The 14,903-nt window shown below is 66.8% G+C and carries 14 protein-coding genes; 4 read left to right on the top strand and 10 right to left on the bottom strand.

Annotated features, from left to right (window positions below):
* Positions 1-193: 193 nt before the first annotated feature.
* On the top strand, positions 194-751 hold the full coding sequence (locus GAK28_RS20915; protein WP_291784039.1) for a hypothetical protein: 558 nt from the start codon (positions 194-196) through the stop codon (positions 749-751).
* A gap of 61 nt (positions 752-812) precedes the next feature.
* Here GAK28_RS20915 and waaA read toward each other — a convergent pair whose 3' ends face one another.
* Complete coding sequence (waaA, locus tag GAK28_RS20910) at positions 813-2,099, bottom strand: lipid IV(A) 3-deoxy-D-manno-octulosonic acid transferase (protein WP_291784037.1); 1,287 nt, start codon at positions 2,097-2,099, stop codon at positions 813-815.
* Positions 2,100-2,149: 50 nt separating this feature from the next.
* Here waaA and lpxL point away from each other — a divergent pair, with 50 nt between their 5' ends.
* Together lpxL and GAK28_RS20900 are read left to right on the top strand one after the other, a co-directional pair.
* Complete coding sequence (gene lpxL, locus GAK28_RS20905) at positions 2,150-3,076, top strand: LpxL/LpxP family Kdo(2)-lipid IV(A) lauroyl/palmitoleoyl acyltransferase (protein ID WP_291784035.1); 927 nt, start codon at positions 2,150-2,152, stop codon at positions 3,074-3,076.
* Positions 3,077-3,200: 124 nt separating this feature from the next.
* Positions 3,201-4,115, top strand: a complete 915-nt coding sequence (locus tag GAK28_RS20900; protein WP_291784033.1) for a DUF535 family protein — start codon at positions 3,201-3,203, stop codon at positions 4,113-4,115.
* Here GAK28_RS20900 and GAK28_RS20895 read toward each other — a convergent pair.
* The 6 genes from GAK28_RS20895 to GAK28_RS20870 all read right to left on the bottom strand — a co-directional run bounded on the left by GAK28_RS20895 (position 4,062) and on the right by GAK28_RS20870 (position 8,899).
* Positions 4,062-4,856: a glycosyltransferase family 2 protein gene (locus tag GAK28_RS20895; RefSeq protein WP_291784031.1), complete on the bottom strand. Its 795-nt coding sequence runs from the start codon at positions 4,854-4,856 to the stop codon at positions 4,062-4,064. The two genes, GAK28_RS20900 and GAK28_RS20895, sit on opposite strands and share 54 nt — an antisense overlap.
* The gene (locus GAK28_RS20890; RefSeq protein WP_291784029.1) at positions 4,846-6,123 is read right to left on the bottom strand and encodes an O-antigen ligase family protein; all 1,278 of its coding nucleotides are present in this window, start codon (positions 6,121-6,123) and stop codon (positions 4,846-4,848) included. Before GAK28_RS20890 ends, GAK28_RS20895 begins: the two co-directional genes overlap by 11 nt.
* On the bottom strand, positions 6,120-7,232 hold the full coding sequence (locus GAK28_RS20885; RefSeq protein ID WP_291784027.1) for a glycosyltransferase: 1,113 nt from the start codon (positions 7,230-7,232) through the stop codon (positions 6,120-6,122). Before GAK28_RS20885 ends, GAK28_RS20890 begins: the two co-directional genes overlap by 4 nt.
* Positions 7,233-7,316: 84 nt before the next feature.
* Positions 7,317-7,541, bottom strand: coding sequence for a zinc-finger domain-containing protein (locus tag GAK28_RS20880; RefSeq protein ID WP_291784025.1), 225 nt, complete (start codon positions 7,539-7,541; stop codon positions 7,317-7,319).
* Between the two features lie 108 nt (positions 7,542-7,649).
* The gene (locus tag GAK28_RS20875) at positions 7,650-8,234 is read right to left on the bottom strand and encodes a YceI family protein (RefSeq protein ID WP_291784022.1); all 585 of its coding nucleotides are present in this window, start codon (positions 8,232-8,234) and stop codon (positions 7,650-7,652) included.
* A 71-nt stretch (positions 8,235-8,305) separates the two neighbouring features.
* Positions 8,306-8,899, bottom strand: a complete 594-nt coding sequence (locus GAK28_RS20870) for a malonic semialdehyde reductase (protein ID WP_291784020.1) — start codon at positions 8,897-8,899, stop codon at positions 8,306-8,308.
* 140 nt (positions 8,900-9,039) lie between these two features.
* On the opposite strand from GAK28_RS20870, the gene GAK28_RS20865 reads away from it, so the two are divergent.
* Positions 9,040-10,017 carry a mitochondrial fission ELM1 family protein gene (locus GAK28_RS20865; RefSeq protein WP_291784019.1) on the top strand — a complete coding sequence of 326 codons (978 nt, stop codon included), beginning with the start codon at positions 9,040-9,042 and terminating at the stop codon, positions 10,015-10,017.
* A gap of 55 nt (positions 10,018-10,072) precedes the next feature.
* Here GAK28_RS20865 and recG read toward each other — a convergent pair whose 3' ends face one another.
* From recG to GAK28_RS20850, 3 genes are all read right to left on the bottom strand, one after another.
* Positions 10,073-12,178 (bottom strand): ATP-dependent DNA helicase RecG, encoded by a 2,106-nt coding sequence (gene recG / locus GAK28_RS20860; RefSeq protein WP_291784017.1) that lies wholly within the window; start codon positions 12,176-12,178, stop codon positions 10,073-10,075.
* Positions 12,179-12,206: 28 nt separating this feature from the next.
* Positions 12,207-12,590: a RidA family protein gene (locus tag GAK28_RS20855; RefSeq protein ID WP_291784015.1), complete on the bottom strand. Its 384-nt coding sequence runs from the start codon at positions 12,588-12,590 to the stop codon at positions 12,207-12,209.
* 108 nt (positions 12,591-12,698) lie between these two features.
* Positions 12,699-14,882 carry a bifunctional (p)ppGpp synthetase/guanosine-3',5'-bis(diphosphate) 3'-pyrophosphohydrolase gene (locus tag GAK28_RS20850; RefSeq protein ID WP_291784013.1) on the bottom strand — a complete coding sequence of 728 codons (2,184 nt, stop codon included), beginning with the start codon at positions 14,880-14,882 and terminating at the stop codon, positions 12,699-12,701.
* Between the last annotated feature and the right edge of the window lie 21 nt (positions 14,883-14,903).

Genomic DNA, 14,903 nt, shown 5'->3' with positions numbered 1-14,903 from the left:
AGCCACGCAAAAAAGGCGGGCCCGCGAGGGTCCGCCTTTTTTCATGGGCGACATCCGGGCAGGAAATCGCTCGCCATGGACACGGCATGCGCCTGCGTGAGCACAGGGGTTGATCCGCTGGCCGCCGACACGGGCCACCACAAGAATGCGTGGGCCGCTCCATGGCGGCATTCCCTCTCCTCAAGGACGAATCATGAAACGTCATCTCGCCTTTGCCGGCGTGGCGCTCGCCACGACCTTCGCCGCTTCCTCGCTGCGTGCCTCCGACCTACCAGAGCCCGGCAACGCCATCGTCATCGCCTTCGAGTACGCCGTGCCCGAAGCGGCAGGAATCCGTGGCGATGCACCTGCCTTCCGCAAGCACTGGGTCCGGGCGATGCGCGTCTGCGACGAGCACAAGGGCTTCGTCACCGGCTACGCCGAGCTACCGGCGAACGAAACCTCGTCTGCCCCGTACGCGAGTGCCAGCATCACCTGTCATCTTCAGGACGACACCTTCGCCGCCACCGATCCGTCGGAGCGCAAGCACACCACCATGGCTTTCATCTACGACACGGAGGATGGTCTCTCGGCCATCGGGCGCGTGCATGCCGTCGGCGATCGTGAATCGGCTTACGAGGCAGCTCGCGACAAAGTTCGCGACAACTGCATGGCACAGGGTCAGCGCGTGGGCTCCATGCGCCTGTCCCATCGCAAGAACGCGCTCGGCGGCGAAACCGTCGAAGGCCACTTCGCCTGCACCATCGACTGAGTGGAAGCCAGCTTCGGCTGCAACGACGGCTTCGCCGCGTCCTTCCACGGCGGCTGAGGCCTCACTCCTGGAGCAGGCCGTCCACCAGCTTCATGACCTTGCCAACGGAACCCCGTTCGGCTTCGAAGACCTGACGCGCCGCGCGCCCCATGGATGCGCGGCGCGTCTCGTCACGGAGCAGGGAAAGGACCTCGGCACCCAGCGTATCGCCGTCGGGAATGCGCAGGCCGCCACCGCGGTCGAGGAGTTCCTGGGTGATCTCCTCGAAATTGAAGGTATGCGGACCGACCAGCACGGGCTTGCTCAGCGCCGCCGGTTCCAGCACGTTGTGACCACCGATGGACACCAGGCTGCCGCCCACGAACGCGACATCGGAGGCGGCGAAGAAACGCAGCAACTCACCCATCGAGTCGATCACGAAGCACTGCGTGGTGTGGCCGGGGACACCGTCCACGCTGCGTGTGGCGACCGTAAAGCCGAGGCTGCGCACCGAGGCCTCGACCGCCTTGAAGCGCTCCGGATGCCGGGGTGCGATCAACAGCAGGGCGTCGGGCAGGCGCCTGAGCACATCGAGATGGGCCTCCAGCACGCACATCTCCTCGCCCTCGTGGGTGCTGGCCGCGATCCATACCGGGCGCCCCGTTCCCCAGGCCTCGCGCATGGCGATACCGGACTCCAGGGCCGCCCGCGGCACGGGCATGTCGAACTTGAGGTTGCCGCATACGGTGAGCTGGCTGGGTTCGGCACCCAGAAGGCGGTACCGGGCCGCGTCGGTCCGCGACTGCGCGGCAATGTGGCTCACGCAACGCAGGGCACGGCGGACCAGCGAGTTCAGCCGGGCGTATCCGCGTAGCGAACGCTCGGAAAGGCGCGCATTGGCGATCAACAGCGGGATGCCATGCCGGCGGCAGGCGAAATACAGATTCGGCCAGATCTCGGTTTCGACGATCACCGCCAGGCGGGGACGGGTATTGCGCAGGAACCGGCGCACCGCGAACGGCAGGTCGTAGGGCAGATAGACACTGTGCACGCTGTCGCCGAACAGCTGTCGGACTCGCTCGGAGCCCGTCGGCGTGACCGTCGTGACCAGCATCGGCGCCCGTGGATAGGCCTCCATCAGCGCCTTCACCAGCGGCTCGGCCGCGTTCACCTCGCCGACGGATACGGCGTGCACCCAGAGGCAACCGTTGAGCCTGGGCTCGCGAAAGCTGCCGAAACGCTCCCTCCAGCGCACATGGTAATCGCCATAACGCATACCCCTGGCCATCAGCCGCAGCATCACCAGCGGCGTGAACAGGTACATGGCGAAGTTGTAGAGCAGGCGCAGGAGCACGCGTTTCCCGGGCATGAGGGGTGGCCGGGCAGTATAGCCGCCCCCATTCGCTACAATGGTCGGCCATGCCCGGAATGCCCTATCCCTCCCTGACGCGTCGCCTCCTTACGCCCCGCCACTGGCCGGCGTGGATCGGCGTGGCCGTCATCTGGCTGATCGCCCACCTCCCGTTCCGCCTGTTGATGGGGCTCGGACGACTCGCCGGCCGGCTGGCCCTGCATCTGAACCGGGAGCGCCGGCGCATCGCGGCCACGAACATCGCCCTGTGCTTCCCCGAACTCGATCCGGAGGCCCAGCGGGCCCTGGTCAGGGCCAACCTGTGCGATGTCGGCATGATGCTCGCCGAATTCGCGCTCGGCTGGATGGGCTCGGACCGAGCCATCGCGCGCGTCCCTGTCCGCATCGAGGGCCTGGAGCACCTGGAGGCCGCCAGGGCCTCGGGACGGGGTGTCCTGCTGGTCGGGGGACACTTCTCGCACCTGGAACTATGCGCCCGCCTGGTATCGCAGCGTATCCGCATCGCCGGCATGTACCGGCGCATGGATTCGGACGTCTTCGAGTTCGCCGTGCTGCGCTCGCGCTTGCACTATGCCGACGCCATGTTCGACAAGGACGATATCCGCGGCACCGTGAAGTACCTGAAGGCCGGCGGCACCGTCTGGTACGCCCCCGACCAGGACATGCGCAGCAAGGACAACGTATTCGTCCCCTTCTTCGGCGTGCCCGCCGCGACCATCACGGCCACCCATCACCTGGCGCGCATGTCGGGCGCGGCTGTCATTCCCTTCTATCATCGCCGTCTGCCCGACGACACCGGTTATGTCATGCGCCTGGGTGCGCCGCTGCCCGATGTCCCGAGCAAGGACGCCGCCCTGGACACCGCCGTGGTGAACGCCCAGATCGAGCAGATGGTGCGCGAGGCGCCGGAGCAATACCTCTGGGTTCACAAACGGTTCAAGACCCGGCCGCCCGGCGAGCCCCGTATCTACTGAGGCCGATGCTTGCATGCGCAAGCAACTGCTTAAGCAGGCATTTCCCAGGCTTACAGACGAAAGCTTCGCGAAATTTCGCGGGCGTAGAATGTCGTCCATTCCCCGAAAAGATGGACGTCCATTCATGCAGTCGCTCTTCCGTTTCGCGCGCTCGCTGCGCGGCCGGTCCAGCTGGCACAGCAAGCGCATCCGTGGCATCGGTGCCACGCTGACGTATGTCGGCCGTTCGGTCGTGCGCTTCGCCCGCCACGACGCCTGGCTCGCGCTGCTGGAATCGCCCGACATGGCCGGGTTGACCCAGGTGGACGCGACCCTGATCGAGCGCTATCAGCATCGTTACATGTCCCGCCGCTGGTCGCGCGACCGTCGCCTGGAAGCGTTGCGGGCGCACTACGAGTTTGCCCTCGCCCGCTTTCCGCGCGAGCTGTTCGACACGCTCTATCGTTCGCGCCAGGTGCGCCTGGGGCGCATCGAACTGCGCGACGGTTCCGGCCTCAACCTGATCCTCAAGGCACCGCGCCTGCGTGACCGTGAAGGCGAACTCAGCCTCTCGCTTACCGACGACAACGACCTGCAGATTTCCTATGCCGCCATCTCTTTCATCGATGGTGGACGCAGCATCGTCATCGGCTGCCTGCAGGGTGCGGCAAACAACGCCGGGCGCGACGTCGTGCGCGATTTCACCAAGCAGTGCCATGGCCTTCGTCCGAAGAACCTGCTGCTGTCGATGATCCGCTCGCTCGCGGAGGCCTTCGAGGTGGAGCGCGTGCTCGGCATCGGCAACGCGGCGCATCCGTTTGCGAACCGCCCGGGCAAGATCAAGGCCGATTACGACGCCTTCTGGCTCGAAGCCGAAGCCGTACCGGCGGAAGACGGCTTCTTCGCCGTACCTCCGCGCGAACCGGTGCGCTGTGCGTCCGAGGTCGAGAGCAAGCGTCGCAGCGAGTTCCGTCGTCGCGAAGCCCTGCGTCACGAGGCCTGCTCGCTACTGGTCGCGGCGTTCGGCTTCCAGCTTCGCCAGGAAGCCCTGGCCGCCTGAGCGCTCGCGCTCGTAGAGCTTCGCGTACTTCAGGAACGCATAGAACGCGTGCACTCGCGCGGCGACGAAGCCGGCCCAGCCTCCGCGCCAGTGGCCGCGCCAGAAGTAGTAACGGGCGAAGGCGATCGTCGGGTACACCACCATGCGGGCGCGCAGGAACGACGGTAGCCGGGTGTGACGGTCTGCCACCTGCAACGACGAATAACGATTCGCCTTGTCGACACGGCCTTCGATGTCACGTTCGCCATAGTGATCGATGACGGCGTCGAGTCGTCTTACCGGACCATCCACCACCACGCTCTCATGCACTTCGTGGCCGCTCATGCGGGCCCGTGTGCGATCGAACAGGCGAACATAGTGGTTAAGCCGTGCGCGCGCCGGCTGCCAGCGCCAGAACACCCATTCCCTGCGCAGCAACTCGAAGCCGGCCACCTGGGGTGACACCAGCGCCGCCTCGACGCGTTGCGCCGCCACGGCAGGTAAGGCCTCGTCCGAATCCAGCAACAGCACCCAGCGATGCGATGCGAGATGGATCGCGGCCTGCTTCTGCGCGCTGTAGCCGGCAAAAGGCTGCACCATCACGCGCGCGCCGAGCCGTTCGGCGATATCCCTTGTCGCATCCGTCGAGCCCGAATCGAGCACCACGATCTCGTCGGCAAAACGGACCGACGCCAGGCAGGCTTCGATGGTGTCGGCGTTATCGAAGGTCGTGACGACCACCGAAAGCGGTTCACGCGCCATGGGTGCCCTCCCCGTCCGGTAGATCGGCATACAGCGCGGCGCACCAGATCGCCAGCAGCCACGCCGCCAACAATCCCCACCAGGCCGAATAAAACGCCATGTGCGTGTTCAACGGAAAGAGGATCGCCACCAAGGCGACCGTGACGGGGAACGCCCGCGCACGAGCCGCGACGCCGGCCCTCCACCACTGGCGCAGGGCGAACACCGTTGCCGCCAGCCATGCCAGCAGGCCGATGGTGCCGGTCTCGGTGGCGACCTCCAGCAGAACCTGATGCGCGTGGCAGGCGCCCTCGCCCTCCCCGCACTTTTCAGCCGTGAGGAAGTGGTCGTCGGGTGCCGCCACCTCGGGGTAGGCGACGCGGAAGCCGCGGACGCCGACGCCGTTGATCGGATGCGTTTCGTAGAGGCGCACGGCCGTCGTCCAGATGTCCAGGCGACCGGTCAAGGCGCTGTCCAGTCCAGCCTGGGTGCCCTGGAGTACCGGCAGCGTGCGGGCGATCCGCTCGTGGAACTTCGGCGAGACCTGCCAGGCCAACGCGCCGGCAAGCAGCAGCACGCCGCCGGTGCCGACACAGGCCAGCGCAAAACGACGGAATGACCCCGCCTCGCGCCAGAGGAACCCGAGGGCGACCAATCCATAGCAAATCCACGAGGCGCGCGATCCGGACAGCAATACGGGCCCCAGCGCCAGCAGAAAGGCCATGACCAGCCCCTTCCGGCCCCAGCGCTCGCGCGCGGCCCAGAGAAGGAAAGGCGAAAACGCCGAAAGCGCCGGCCCCAGCTTGAGGTTGGTGGCACCGAAGATGCCCGAGAGACGATCCGCGTTGGAAGCGCCGGCCAGCCCGTAGCCCGTGAGGGCCTGGACCCAGGCATCTACCACCCAGATGGCCACGACGACGGCCGTGGCCATGTAAAGCGCACGCAGCTTGCCGGGCCGCCGCACGGCGAAACAAGCGTAGACACCAAGAGGGGCGAAACGCAGGATGCCCACCACCGTCCCCCAGCTCTTGCCAGGGGCCACCGCATCCACGGCGGAAACCAGCGCGGCGCCAGCGTACGCGGCGAACAGCCAGAGATAGAGTTTCGCGCCCTCGTGATGGGACAGCACCCTGGGCTCGCGGACCAGCAGCAACATCGCGCCCAGCAGGCAAAGGAACACGCCGAACTCGGCGCTGCGTCCCACGGGCAACAACGCGGGCACGAGCCAGAGGGGAAACAGGGGGGATGCGAGCCCCGCGCGGAGCTTCGCCGCCAGGCCGGCGCTCATGCGGTGGGTACGCCTTCCACCACGTCGGCGTACAACGCCAGCGTACTGGTCTGCATGTCGACGAGACGGTAGCTGCGCGGCGGCGGGATGGGCGGCGCGAAGCGAAGCAGCTCCGCGGCGCGTTCCACCAGCTTCTCGCGATCGCCCAGCGGAACGCGGCCTGCCGGATACAGTTCCGCCAGCAGCTCGCCAACGCCGCCGTGGGCATAGCCCATCACGGGACGGCACAGCGCCAGCGCCTCGACCACGGTGCGCCCAAAGGACTCCGGTCGGCGGGACAACTGCAGCACCAGCGCGGACATCGCATAGATGTCCCTGATGTCCGAGCGGGCCGGCAAGATCACCACCTTGTCATCGAGGCCACGCGCCCGGACGAGCTGGCGCAGTTCCTCGATATAGGCCTCGCGCCCCGGCTCGTCGGCGCCCAGGAGGAGCAGGCGCACGTCGATGGAACGCTGGGCCAGGTCGCCGACCAGCTCGATCGCGTCGGCGTGTCCCTTCAGGCGCGTACCGCGCCCCGGGAGGGTCAGCAACGGCGCCCCGGCCAACTGCGGATACTGCTCAAGAAACGAGCGTTGCCAGTTGTCGTCGGGACGGTATCCGTAGGGAAACGCCTCGGTGTCGATCCCCCGGGGAATCACCGAAATGCGCGACGCTTCGATCTCGCGCGGGTAGTGGCGCAGGACGTAGTCGCGCAGGGTCTGCGAGACCACGATGACGCGCTCGCCGCGCAGCAGGATGGCGCTGTAGCGTCCCGGCGTGTTCAGCCCGTGCACCGTGGTGACGAAGTGCGGACGGGGACGCAGGCCACGCAGCGCCCACCAGCCGAGCCAGCCGGGTAAGCGTGAACGAGCGTGGACGATATCGGGCTGGATCTCTCGCAGGATGCGACGCAGCTTGCCGGTCAGGAACAGCGTTGAAAGCGCCTTTTTCCCGATGGGCAGGCTGATATGACGGCTACCCTCGGCCTCCAACTGGGCCACGAGACGACCACCGGCCGAGATCACGATGGATCGATGGCCGGCCTGGACCAGCGCCTTGGCGATTTCCAGGGTCGAGCGCTCGGCGCCGCCCGAATGCAGGGCGGGGACGAGTTGTACGACGGTCATCGTCCGACTAGGAAAGACGGTGGCCATGGGCGGTCCGTTGGGGTAGCGAGCGGGCTCGACAGCAGGCGGGCCCGCATGGCGACGTCAGTCTTTCAGAACGTAGGTGGCGCCGCAGTACGAGCACTTCGACGTGCCGCCGTCGTCCTCGATGGGCAAGTAGACGCGCGGATGCGAGTTCCACAGGTACATGCCCGGCATGGGGCAGGAAAGCGGCAGGTCGGCCCGGGTGACCTCGTAGCGGTTTTCGGCGTTCGCCGGGATCAGCGGCGCGGCCGCGGGGTTGGGACGCGCAGCGTTGTGGGTGCTCATGGAAAAACTCCGGGCGATACGATTTGCACTGGGAGGAAATGGTAACAAGAAACAAAAAGGCCCGCGCCGTCGCCGGCGCGGGCCCCTGGGGACGAGCCCCGGAAAAACTTACTGCTTCTCGCCGTGCGCTTCGGTCGTGATGCGGATCTTGATCTCGTCCGACACGTTCGGCACGTAGGCGCCCACGCCGAAGTCAGAGCGCTTGAGCGTGGCGACGGCGTCGAAGCCGGCAACCGGGGTGCCCTTCATCATCGGATTCTCGCCGACCTTGTTCACGGTGACGTCGAGGGTGACCGGCTTGGTCACGCCGTGCACAGTCAGGTCACCGGTGACCTTCAGCTTGCCCTTGCCCGCCGTGGCGACCTTGGTGCTCTTGAAGGTGATGGTCGGGTACTTGGCGGCGTCGAAGAACTGGTCCGACGACAGGTGCTCGTTGAGCTTCGGCACGAAGGTGTCCAGGTCGGCCAGCTTGAACGTCGCTTCGACGGTGGCCTTGGTCGGGTCCTTCTCGTCATAGACGAGGGTGCCGTCGACGTTGTTCAGGTTGGCGGTCGGGTTGGAAAAGCCGAAGTGGTTCCAGCTGAACAGGACCATGGTGTGGGTCGGGTCGAGCTTGTAGGTGACCGGGGCGGCAACGGCGGTGCCGGCGGTGGCGAGCAGGCCCGCGAGGGCGAGGTAACGAAGAGCGCGCATGGTGTGTCTCCTGCAGTGAGGGTGGGTACTGCCAAGTGCAGCGGGACCGGACGGTCACCGCGGGAAAGGAATCAGAGGATCTGGGCGGCTTCGTCGAAATCGAGGCGCGGCAGTCGGCCGAACAGGCCGACGTCCGGGTTGCCGTAACCGATGTTCACGAGGAAGTTCGACTTGACCTGGGTACCGGCGAAGAACTCGGCGTCCACGCCAGCCTGGTCGAAACCGGACATCGGGCCACAGTCGAGGCCGAGCGAGCGGGCGGCGATCATGAGGTAGGCGCCCTGGAGCGAACCGTTGCGGCGGCCGGCTTCCTGGATCAGCGGATCGTTACCAACGAACCAGCTGCGCGCATCGGCATGCGGGAACAGCTTGGGCAAATGCTCGTAGAAGGCGAAATCGGTGGCGACGATCGCGGTCACCGGGGCCACCATGGTCTTCTCGACGTTGCCCTCGGACAGGAACGGCTTCAGGCGCTCCTTGGCGTCCTTGGACTTGATGAAGGCGACGCGCATCGGCGACATGTTCGCGGCCGTGGGACCCATCTTCGCCAGTTCGTAGATCTGGCGGATCTGTTCGTCGGTCACTTCCTTGTCCTGCCACGCGTTGAAAGTGCGCGCGGTACGGAACAGTTGGTCAAGCGAGGCGTCGGACAGCGGAGCGCTCATGGGAATCCTTGTACAGTGGCGAAAAGGGCCCAGAGGGGCCAGCGTCCGGAGAGTGTAAGCGTGAAGACGGGTTTCGTGGATCGCCCTGCCGGGGAACGTACTGTCGCGATATCGATAACAATCGACCACGGCATCCCCTCGTGACCCAGCCCGCCCCGCCATTCTGCTGGGTCGTCACCGATGGCCGGGCGGGAAACCGCCGGCAGGCGTTGGCCCTGGCCGAAGCCCTCACCCCCTCCATCCGCGAAGTCGCGATCGACCTGCGTGCCCCTTGGTCGTGGTTCGCGCCGCGACTCCTGCCGGGAACGAGCATGGCGCTGGCGGGAAACACCGACAGCCTCCTGCCTCCCTGGCCCGCCCTGGCCATCGGTTGCGGTCGCACGGCCGCCTGGGTGACTCGTCTGATGCGGCACTGGTCCGGTGGGCGCACCCTCACGGTGCAGATCCTTGATCCGCGCATCGACACTGCGCACTGGGATCTTGTGGTCGCACCGAAGCACGATGGCCTGCATGGCGACAACGTGCTCTCCCCGCTCGGCTCGTTGCACCCTGTGGACGATGCCTGGCTGGCCGACGCCCGCTCGGCCTTTGCCGGCTTCGCTGCCCTGCCGGGTCCCCGCCTGGGCGTGCTGTTCGGCGGCGAGCGGCATGGCAAGTCGGTGGACGCATCGGTGACCGCCGCTTTCCTGGAAGCCGTGAAGGCGCGCCATGCACGTGACGGCGGCTCGGTGATGGTGGTCACCTCGCGACGCACGCCCGCCGAGCACATGCCGATGATCCGCGCCGCGCTGGCAGGGTTGCCCGGTTTCGTATGGACGTCGCCACGGGACGGGGCGAACCCTTATCCCGGCATCCTGGGCTGGGCCGACCGGCTGGCAGTCACCCCGGACTCGGTGAACATGCTGTCGGAGGCCTGCGCCACCGGCCGCCCCGTGCATACCCTCGTCAGCGACCCACTACCGGAGAAACTGGCGCGCTTCCATGCCGAGCTGCGAGCCACCGGCCGCCTGCACGACATGGACGCCATCACCGGCGACACCCAGCCCGTGCTGCGCGAAACCGCGGCCATCGCCACCCACCTCCGCCAGCACCTCGGCCTGCGCACCCCACACCTGTAGGAGCGCGCTTGCGCGCGATCACACACCACGACAAGCGCGCTCCTACAGGAAAGGATCAGGCGTCGACGTAGCGCGCCGCGTCGCCGACCCAGCGGGCGATGAGGCGTTCGCAGCGCGCCGGATGGTCGCGCATCATCGCCTCCGCCACGCGTTGCACATCGGGCATCAGGTGCGCATCGCGCGAAAGGTCGGCGATGCGGAATTGCAGCTGGCCGGTCTGCCGCGTGCCGAGCACTTCGCCCGGCCCGCGCAGCTCCAGATCCTTCTCGGCGATACGGAAACCATCGTTGGTTTCGCGCATCACCTGGAGCCGCTCTTTCGCCAGCCGCGACAGTGGGGTCTGGTAAAGCAACACGCAGGACGACGCGATGGAACCACGACCCACGCGCCCACGCAGCTGATGCAACTGGGCAAGGCCCAACCGCTCGCTGTTCTCGATGACCATGAGGCTGGCGTTGGGCACGTCCACGCCCACCTCGATGACAGTGGTGGCGACCAGCACGGCGATCTCGCCGCGCTTGAAGGCATCCATCACCGCCTGCTTTTCCTTGGGCTTCATACGCCCATGGATCAGCGCCACGGCCAAGTCAGGCAAGCCGGCGACGAGTTCCGCGTGGGCCACCTCGGCGGCCTGCGCGTTGAGCTGCTCGGATTCTTCGATCAGCGTGCACACCCAGTACACCTGGCGACCTTCCATGCACGCCGCGTGGATACGCTCCATCACGTCGTAACGGCGCTCGTTCGAAATGGCCACCGTCTGCACCGGCGTACGTCCGGGCGGCAACTCATCGATGGACGACACGTCGAGATCCGCGTACGCACTCATCGCCAGCGTACGTGGAATCGGCGTCGCGGTGAGCACCAGCTGGTGCGGAATGAGTTCGCCTTCCGCGCCCTTGTCACGCAGTGCGAGGCGCTGGTGCACGCCGAAGCGATGCTGCTCGTCCACGATGACCAGGCCGAGCTTCGCGAAGGCGACGCCTTCCTGCATGAGCGCGTGCGTACCCACCACGACATGCGCGCTGCCGTCGGCCACGCGAGCCAGCGCGCTCTTGCGCGCCTTGCCCTGCACCTTGCCGGCGAGCCATTCGACCTCAAGCCCCATCGGCTCCAGCCACGCACGGAAATTGCGCAGGTGCTGCTCGGCGAGCAATTCAGTCGGCGCCATCAGCGCGACCTGGTAGCCGCTTTCCACGGCGGCGACGGCGGCGAGTGCAGCGACAACGGTCTTGCCGCTGCCCACGTCGCCCTGCACGAGACGCAGCATGGGGTGCGGACGGGACAGGTCGCGCGCCACCTCGGTGGACACGCGCGCCTGCGCTTTCGTCAACGCGAAAGGCAAAGACGCGAGCAAACGGTCGCGTAGGCTCCCGGCGCTCTTCAACGCCGGCGACTTGCGCTTCTTCACCGCCGCGCGCATGCGACGCAGGGTCAAGTGCTGGGTCAGCAATTCTTCGAACGCCAGCCGTTTCTGCGCGGGATGTGTACCTAGTTCCAGCTGGCGTAGATCCACGTCCGGCGGCGGTCGATGTACGTACAGCAACGCATCGCGCAACGAGGCCATGCCCAGCGGCTGACCGACATCCTCGGGAATCAGCTCCAGCCGATCATCGGCCGGCAGGTGGGCCAACGCCTTGGCGATCACGCTACCCAAGCGGCGCGGTCCCAGGCCTTCCGTGGTGGGATAGACCGGCGTCAGCCGCTCATCCACCACCACGGGTTCGCCGACCTCGATGCGCTGGTACTGCGGATGCACCATCTCCAGGCCCTGCGGCCCCTGGCGCACTTCGCCGAAGCAGAGCAGGCGCGTGCCCTTGGGCAACTGGTCGACCTGGCTCTTGCGGAAATGGAAGAAGCGCAGCAAAAGCGCGCGCCCCGAATCGTCGGAAACGATGACCTTCAACTGCGGCCGGAAACGGAAACCGCGCTCGACGAAATCGACCGTGCCCTCCACCTGTGCGTGATCGCCAGGGCGCAAGTCACCGATGGATACGACGCGCGTGCGGTCTTCATAACGCAGCGGGAGGTGAAACCAGAGGTCCTGCACCTCCCGCAGGCCGAGCTTGCCCAGCGTCTCGGCGAGCGCCGGCCCGACGCCGCCGAGCGTCGTCAGCGGCGCGCGTCCCGGGTCCACCGAGGGTGCGGTGGACGTCGATCTCACGCTGGGAGCCACGGGGATGGCGTCGTCCTTACGGCAGGACGAGGATCGCGTCGACCTCGACCTGGGCGCCCTTGGGCAGGCCCGAGACCTCGATGGTGGAACGCGCCGGGTACGGCTGCTGGAAGTATTCGGCCATCACGGCGTTCACTGCGGCGAAGTTGCCGAGGTCGGTGACGTAGATGCCCACGCGCACGATGTCGGCCAGCTTGCCGCCGGCGGCTTCGGCCACGGCGACGAGGTTGTCGAACACGCGACGGGTCTGCGCGGTGATGTCGCCCTCGACGAGGTTGCCGGTGGCCGGATCGAGCGGAATCTGGCCCGAGAAGTACACAGTGTTACCGGCGCGGACGGCCTGCGAATACGGGCCGATGGCGGCCGGAGCCTTGTCGGTGGCGATGATGCTACGGGTCATGGGATGTCCTCGTGGTGATGCAGGCGAGTCTAGCCGCAGGCACCGCGCCGCCGCCACCAAGGACGCATGTAGGAGCGCGCTTGCGCGCGATCGCGCGCAAGCGCGCTCCTACAGGGGATGCCGATAAACGCCGCTGACCACGCCCGTGCGACGCACGCGACGCATCACGTCCGCCAGGTGCTTGCGACCCTTCACCTCGATGGCGAAGAGCAGCGTCGCGGCCGTGCTGTCGCGCTCGATGTATTCCACGTTCTCGATGTTCGAGCTGGCATCGGCGATGGCCGCCGCCACCGTGGCGAGCACGCCCGGACGGTTGAGCACTTCGATCCGCAGTTCGGCGCGGTAATCGCCGCTAACGTCGCGATCCCATTCGATCGCCACGATGCGCTCGGGCGATTTGCGGAACTCAGCGACATTGGGGCATTCCACCCGATGCACCACGATGCCCTTGCCCGACGAGAGGTAACCGACGATCTCGTCGCCCGGCAGCGGATGGCAGCAGTTGCCGAAGCTCAGCACGCCACGCTCCGAGCCACTGATGCGGATCTTCTCGGCGCTGTGCTGATCCACCGGCGAAGGGTGACGATCGTCGCCCGGACCGAGCAACGACACGAGCTGGTTGGCCACCTGGTCCGCGAACCGGTTGCCCAGCGCGATCTCGGCGAGCAGTTCTTCCAGCCGACGCAGCTTGGCATCGTCGAGGAAACGGTCGAGCGTGGCCGGCGGGATGGAATCGAGGCTCAGGCCCCGCGCATCGAGCGCGCGATCGAGCATGCGATGACCGAAGTCCACCGCGTCCTCGTGCTGGAGGTGCTTGAGGTACTGGCGAATCGCGGTGCGCGCCTTGCCGGTGACCACCGCTTCGAGCCATGCCGGATTGGGCACGGCCGAGGGCGCGGTGATGACCTCCACCACCTGGCCGGAGATGAGGCGCGTGCGCAGCGGTACCAGCTTCTTGTCGACGCGCGCCGCCACGGCGTGGTCGCCGACGTCGGTATGCACCGCGTAAGCGAAATCGAGGGCCGTGGCGTTGCGCGGCAGCGAGAAGATGTCGCCACGCGGCGTGAACAGGTAGACCTCGTCCGGGAAGAGGTCGATCTTGACGTTCTCAAGGAATTCGGACGCCGACGGCGTGTTGGCCTGGCTGTCGGCCAGCGCCGAGAGCCATTCGCGCGCGCGCAGCTGCGCGCTGTTCGCGGGACCGGAGTCGCTCTTGTACGCCCAGTGCGCCGCGATACCCCGCTCGGCCACGGATTCCATTTCCGAGGTACGGATCTGGATCTCGATGGGGGCGCCGAACGGCCCGAGCAACACGGTATGCAGCGACTGGTAGCCATTGCCCTTGGGAATGGCGATGAAATCCTTGAAGCGTGCGTCCACCGGCTTGTACAGGCCATGCACGGCGCCCAGCGCCATGTAGCAATGCATCGCCGTGTCGGTGATGACGCGGAAGCCGTAGACATCCATGAGCTGCGCGAACGACTTGTGCTCGTTGCGCATCTTCGAATAGATGCTCCAGGCCGACTTGATGCGGCTGACCGCGCGCCCCGGGATCTTCTCCGCGGCGAGGCGGCCTTCCAGCGCCATCTCGATTTTGGCCATCGCCTCGCGCCGGTTGCCCAGCGCGGCGCGGATGCGCTCGCCGATGATGCGGTGGCGATCGGGATACAGCGCCTTGAAGCCGAGATCCTGCAGCTCGGCCTTGAATTTGTTCATGCCCAGGCGCTGCGCGATGGGCGCGTAGATTTCCAGCGTCTCGCGCGCAATGCGGCGGCGCGACGAGGAGTCCTTGGCGCCGAGGGTGCGCATGTTGTGCAGGCGGTCGGAGAGCTTGATCAGGATCACGCGCAGGTCGCGCGCCATCGCCAGGAGCATCTTGCGGAAGCTCTCGGCATCGGCCTCGGCGCGACTGGAGAAGCGCATCTTGTCGAGCTTGGTGACGCCATCGACCAGTTCGGCGACGGTCTCGCCGAACGCGCCGGCGAGTTCCTCGCGACCGAGCTTGGTGTCTTCAAGCGTGTCGTGCAGGATCGCGGCGATGATCGTCTCGGCGTCGAGTCCGAGATCGGCCAGCACCTGGGCCACGGCGACGGGATGCGTGATGTAGGGCTCGCCCGATTTACGCGTCTGGCCTTCGTGCGCGGCGGCACCGACCAGGAAGGCGCGGCGGATGCGCAGCACCTGCTCTTGCGGCAGGTAGGCGCCCACGCGCTCTTCCAGCGCCTGCACATAGGGCGGCACTGGATCGGTATCGACCACGTCGGTCAGTTTTTTGGCAGGGATGACTTCCATGGGAGAACTCGCGCCTCAGCG

The sequence above is a fragment of the Luteibacter sp. genome (genome assembly GCF_009912395.1).
In the GTDB taxonomy this organism is placed as follows: Bacteria; Pseudomonadota; Gammaproteobacteria; order Xanthomonadales; family Rhodanobacteraceae; genus Luteibacter.
This window is presented reverse-complemented; position numbering and strand designations above follow the sequence as displayed.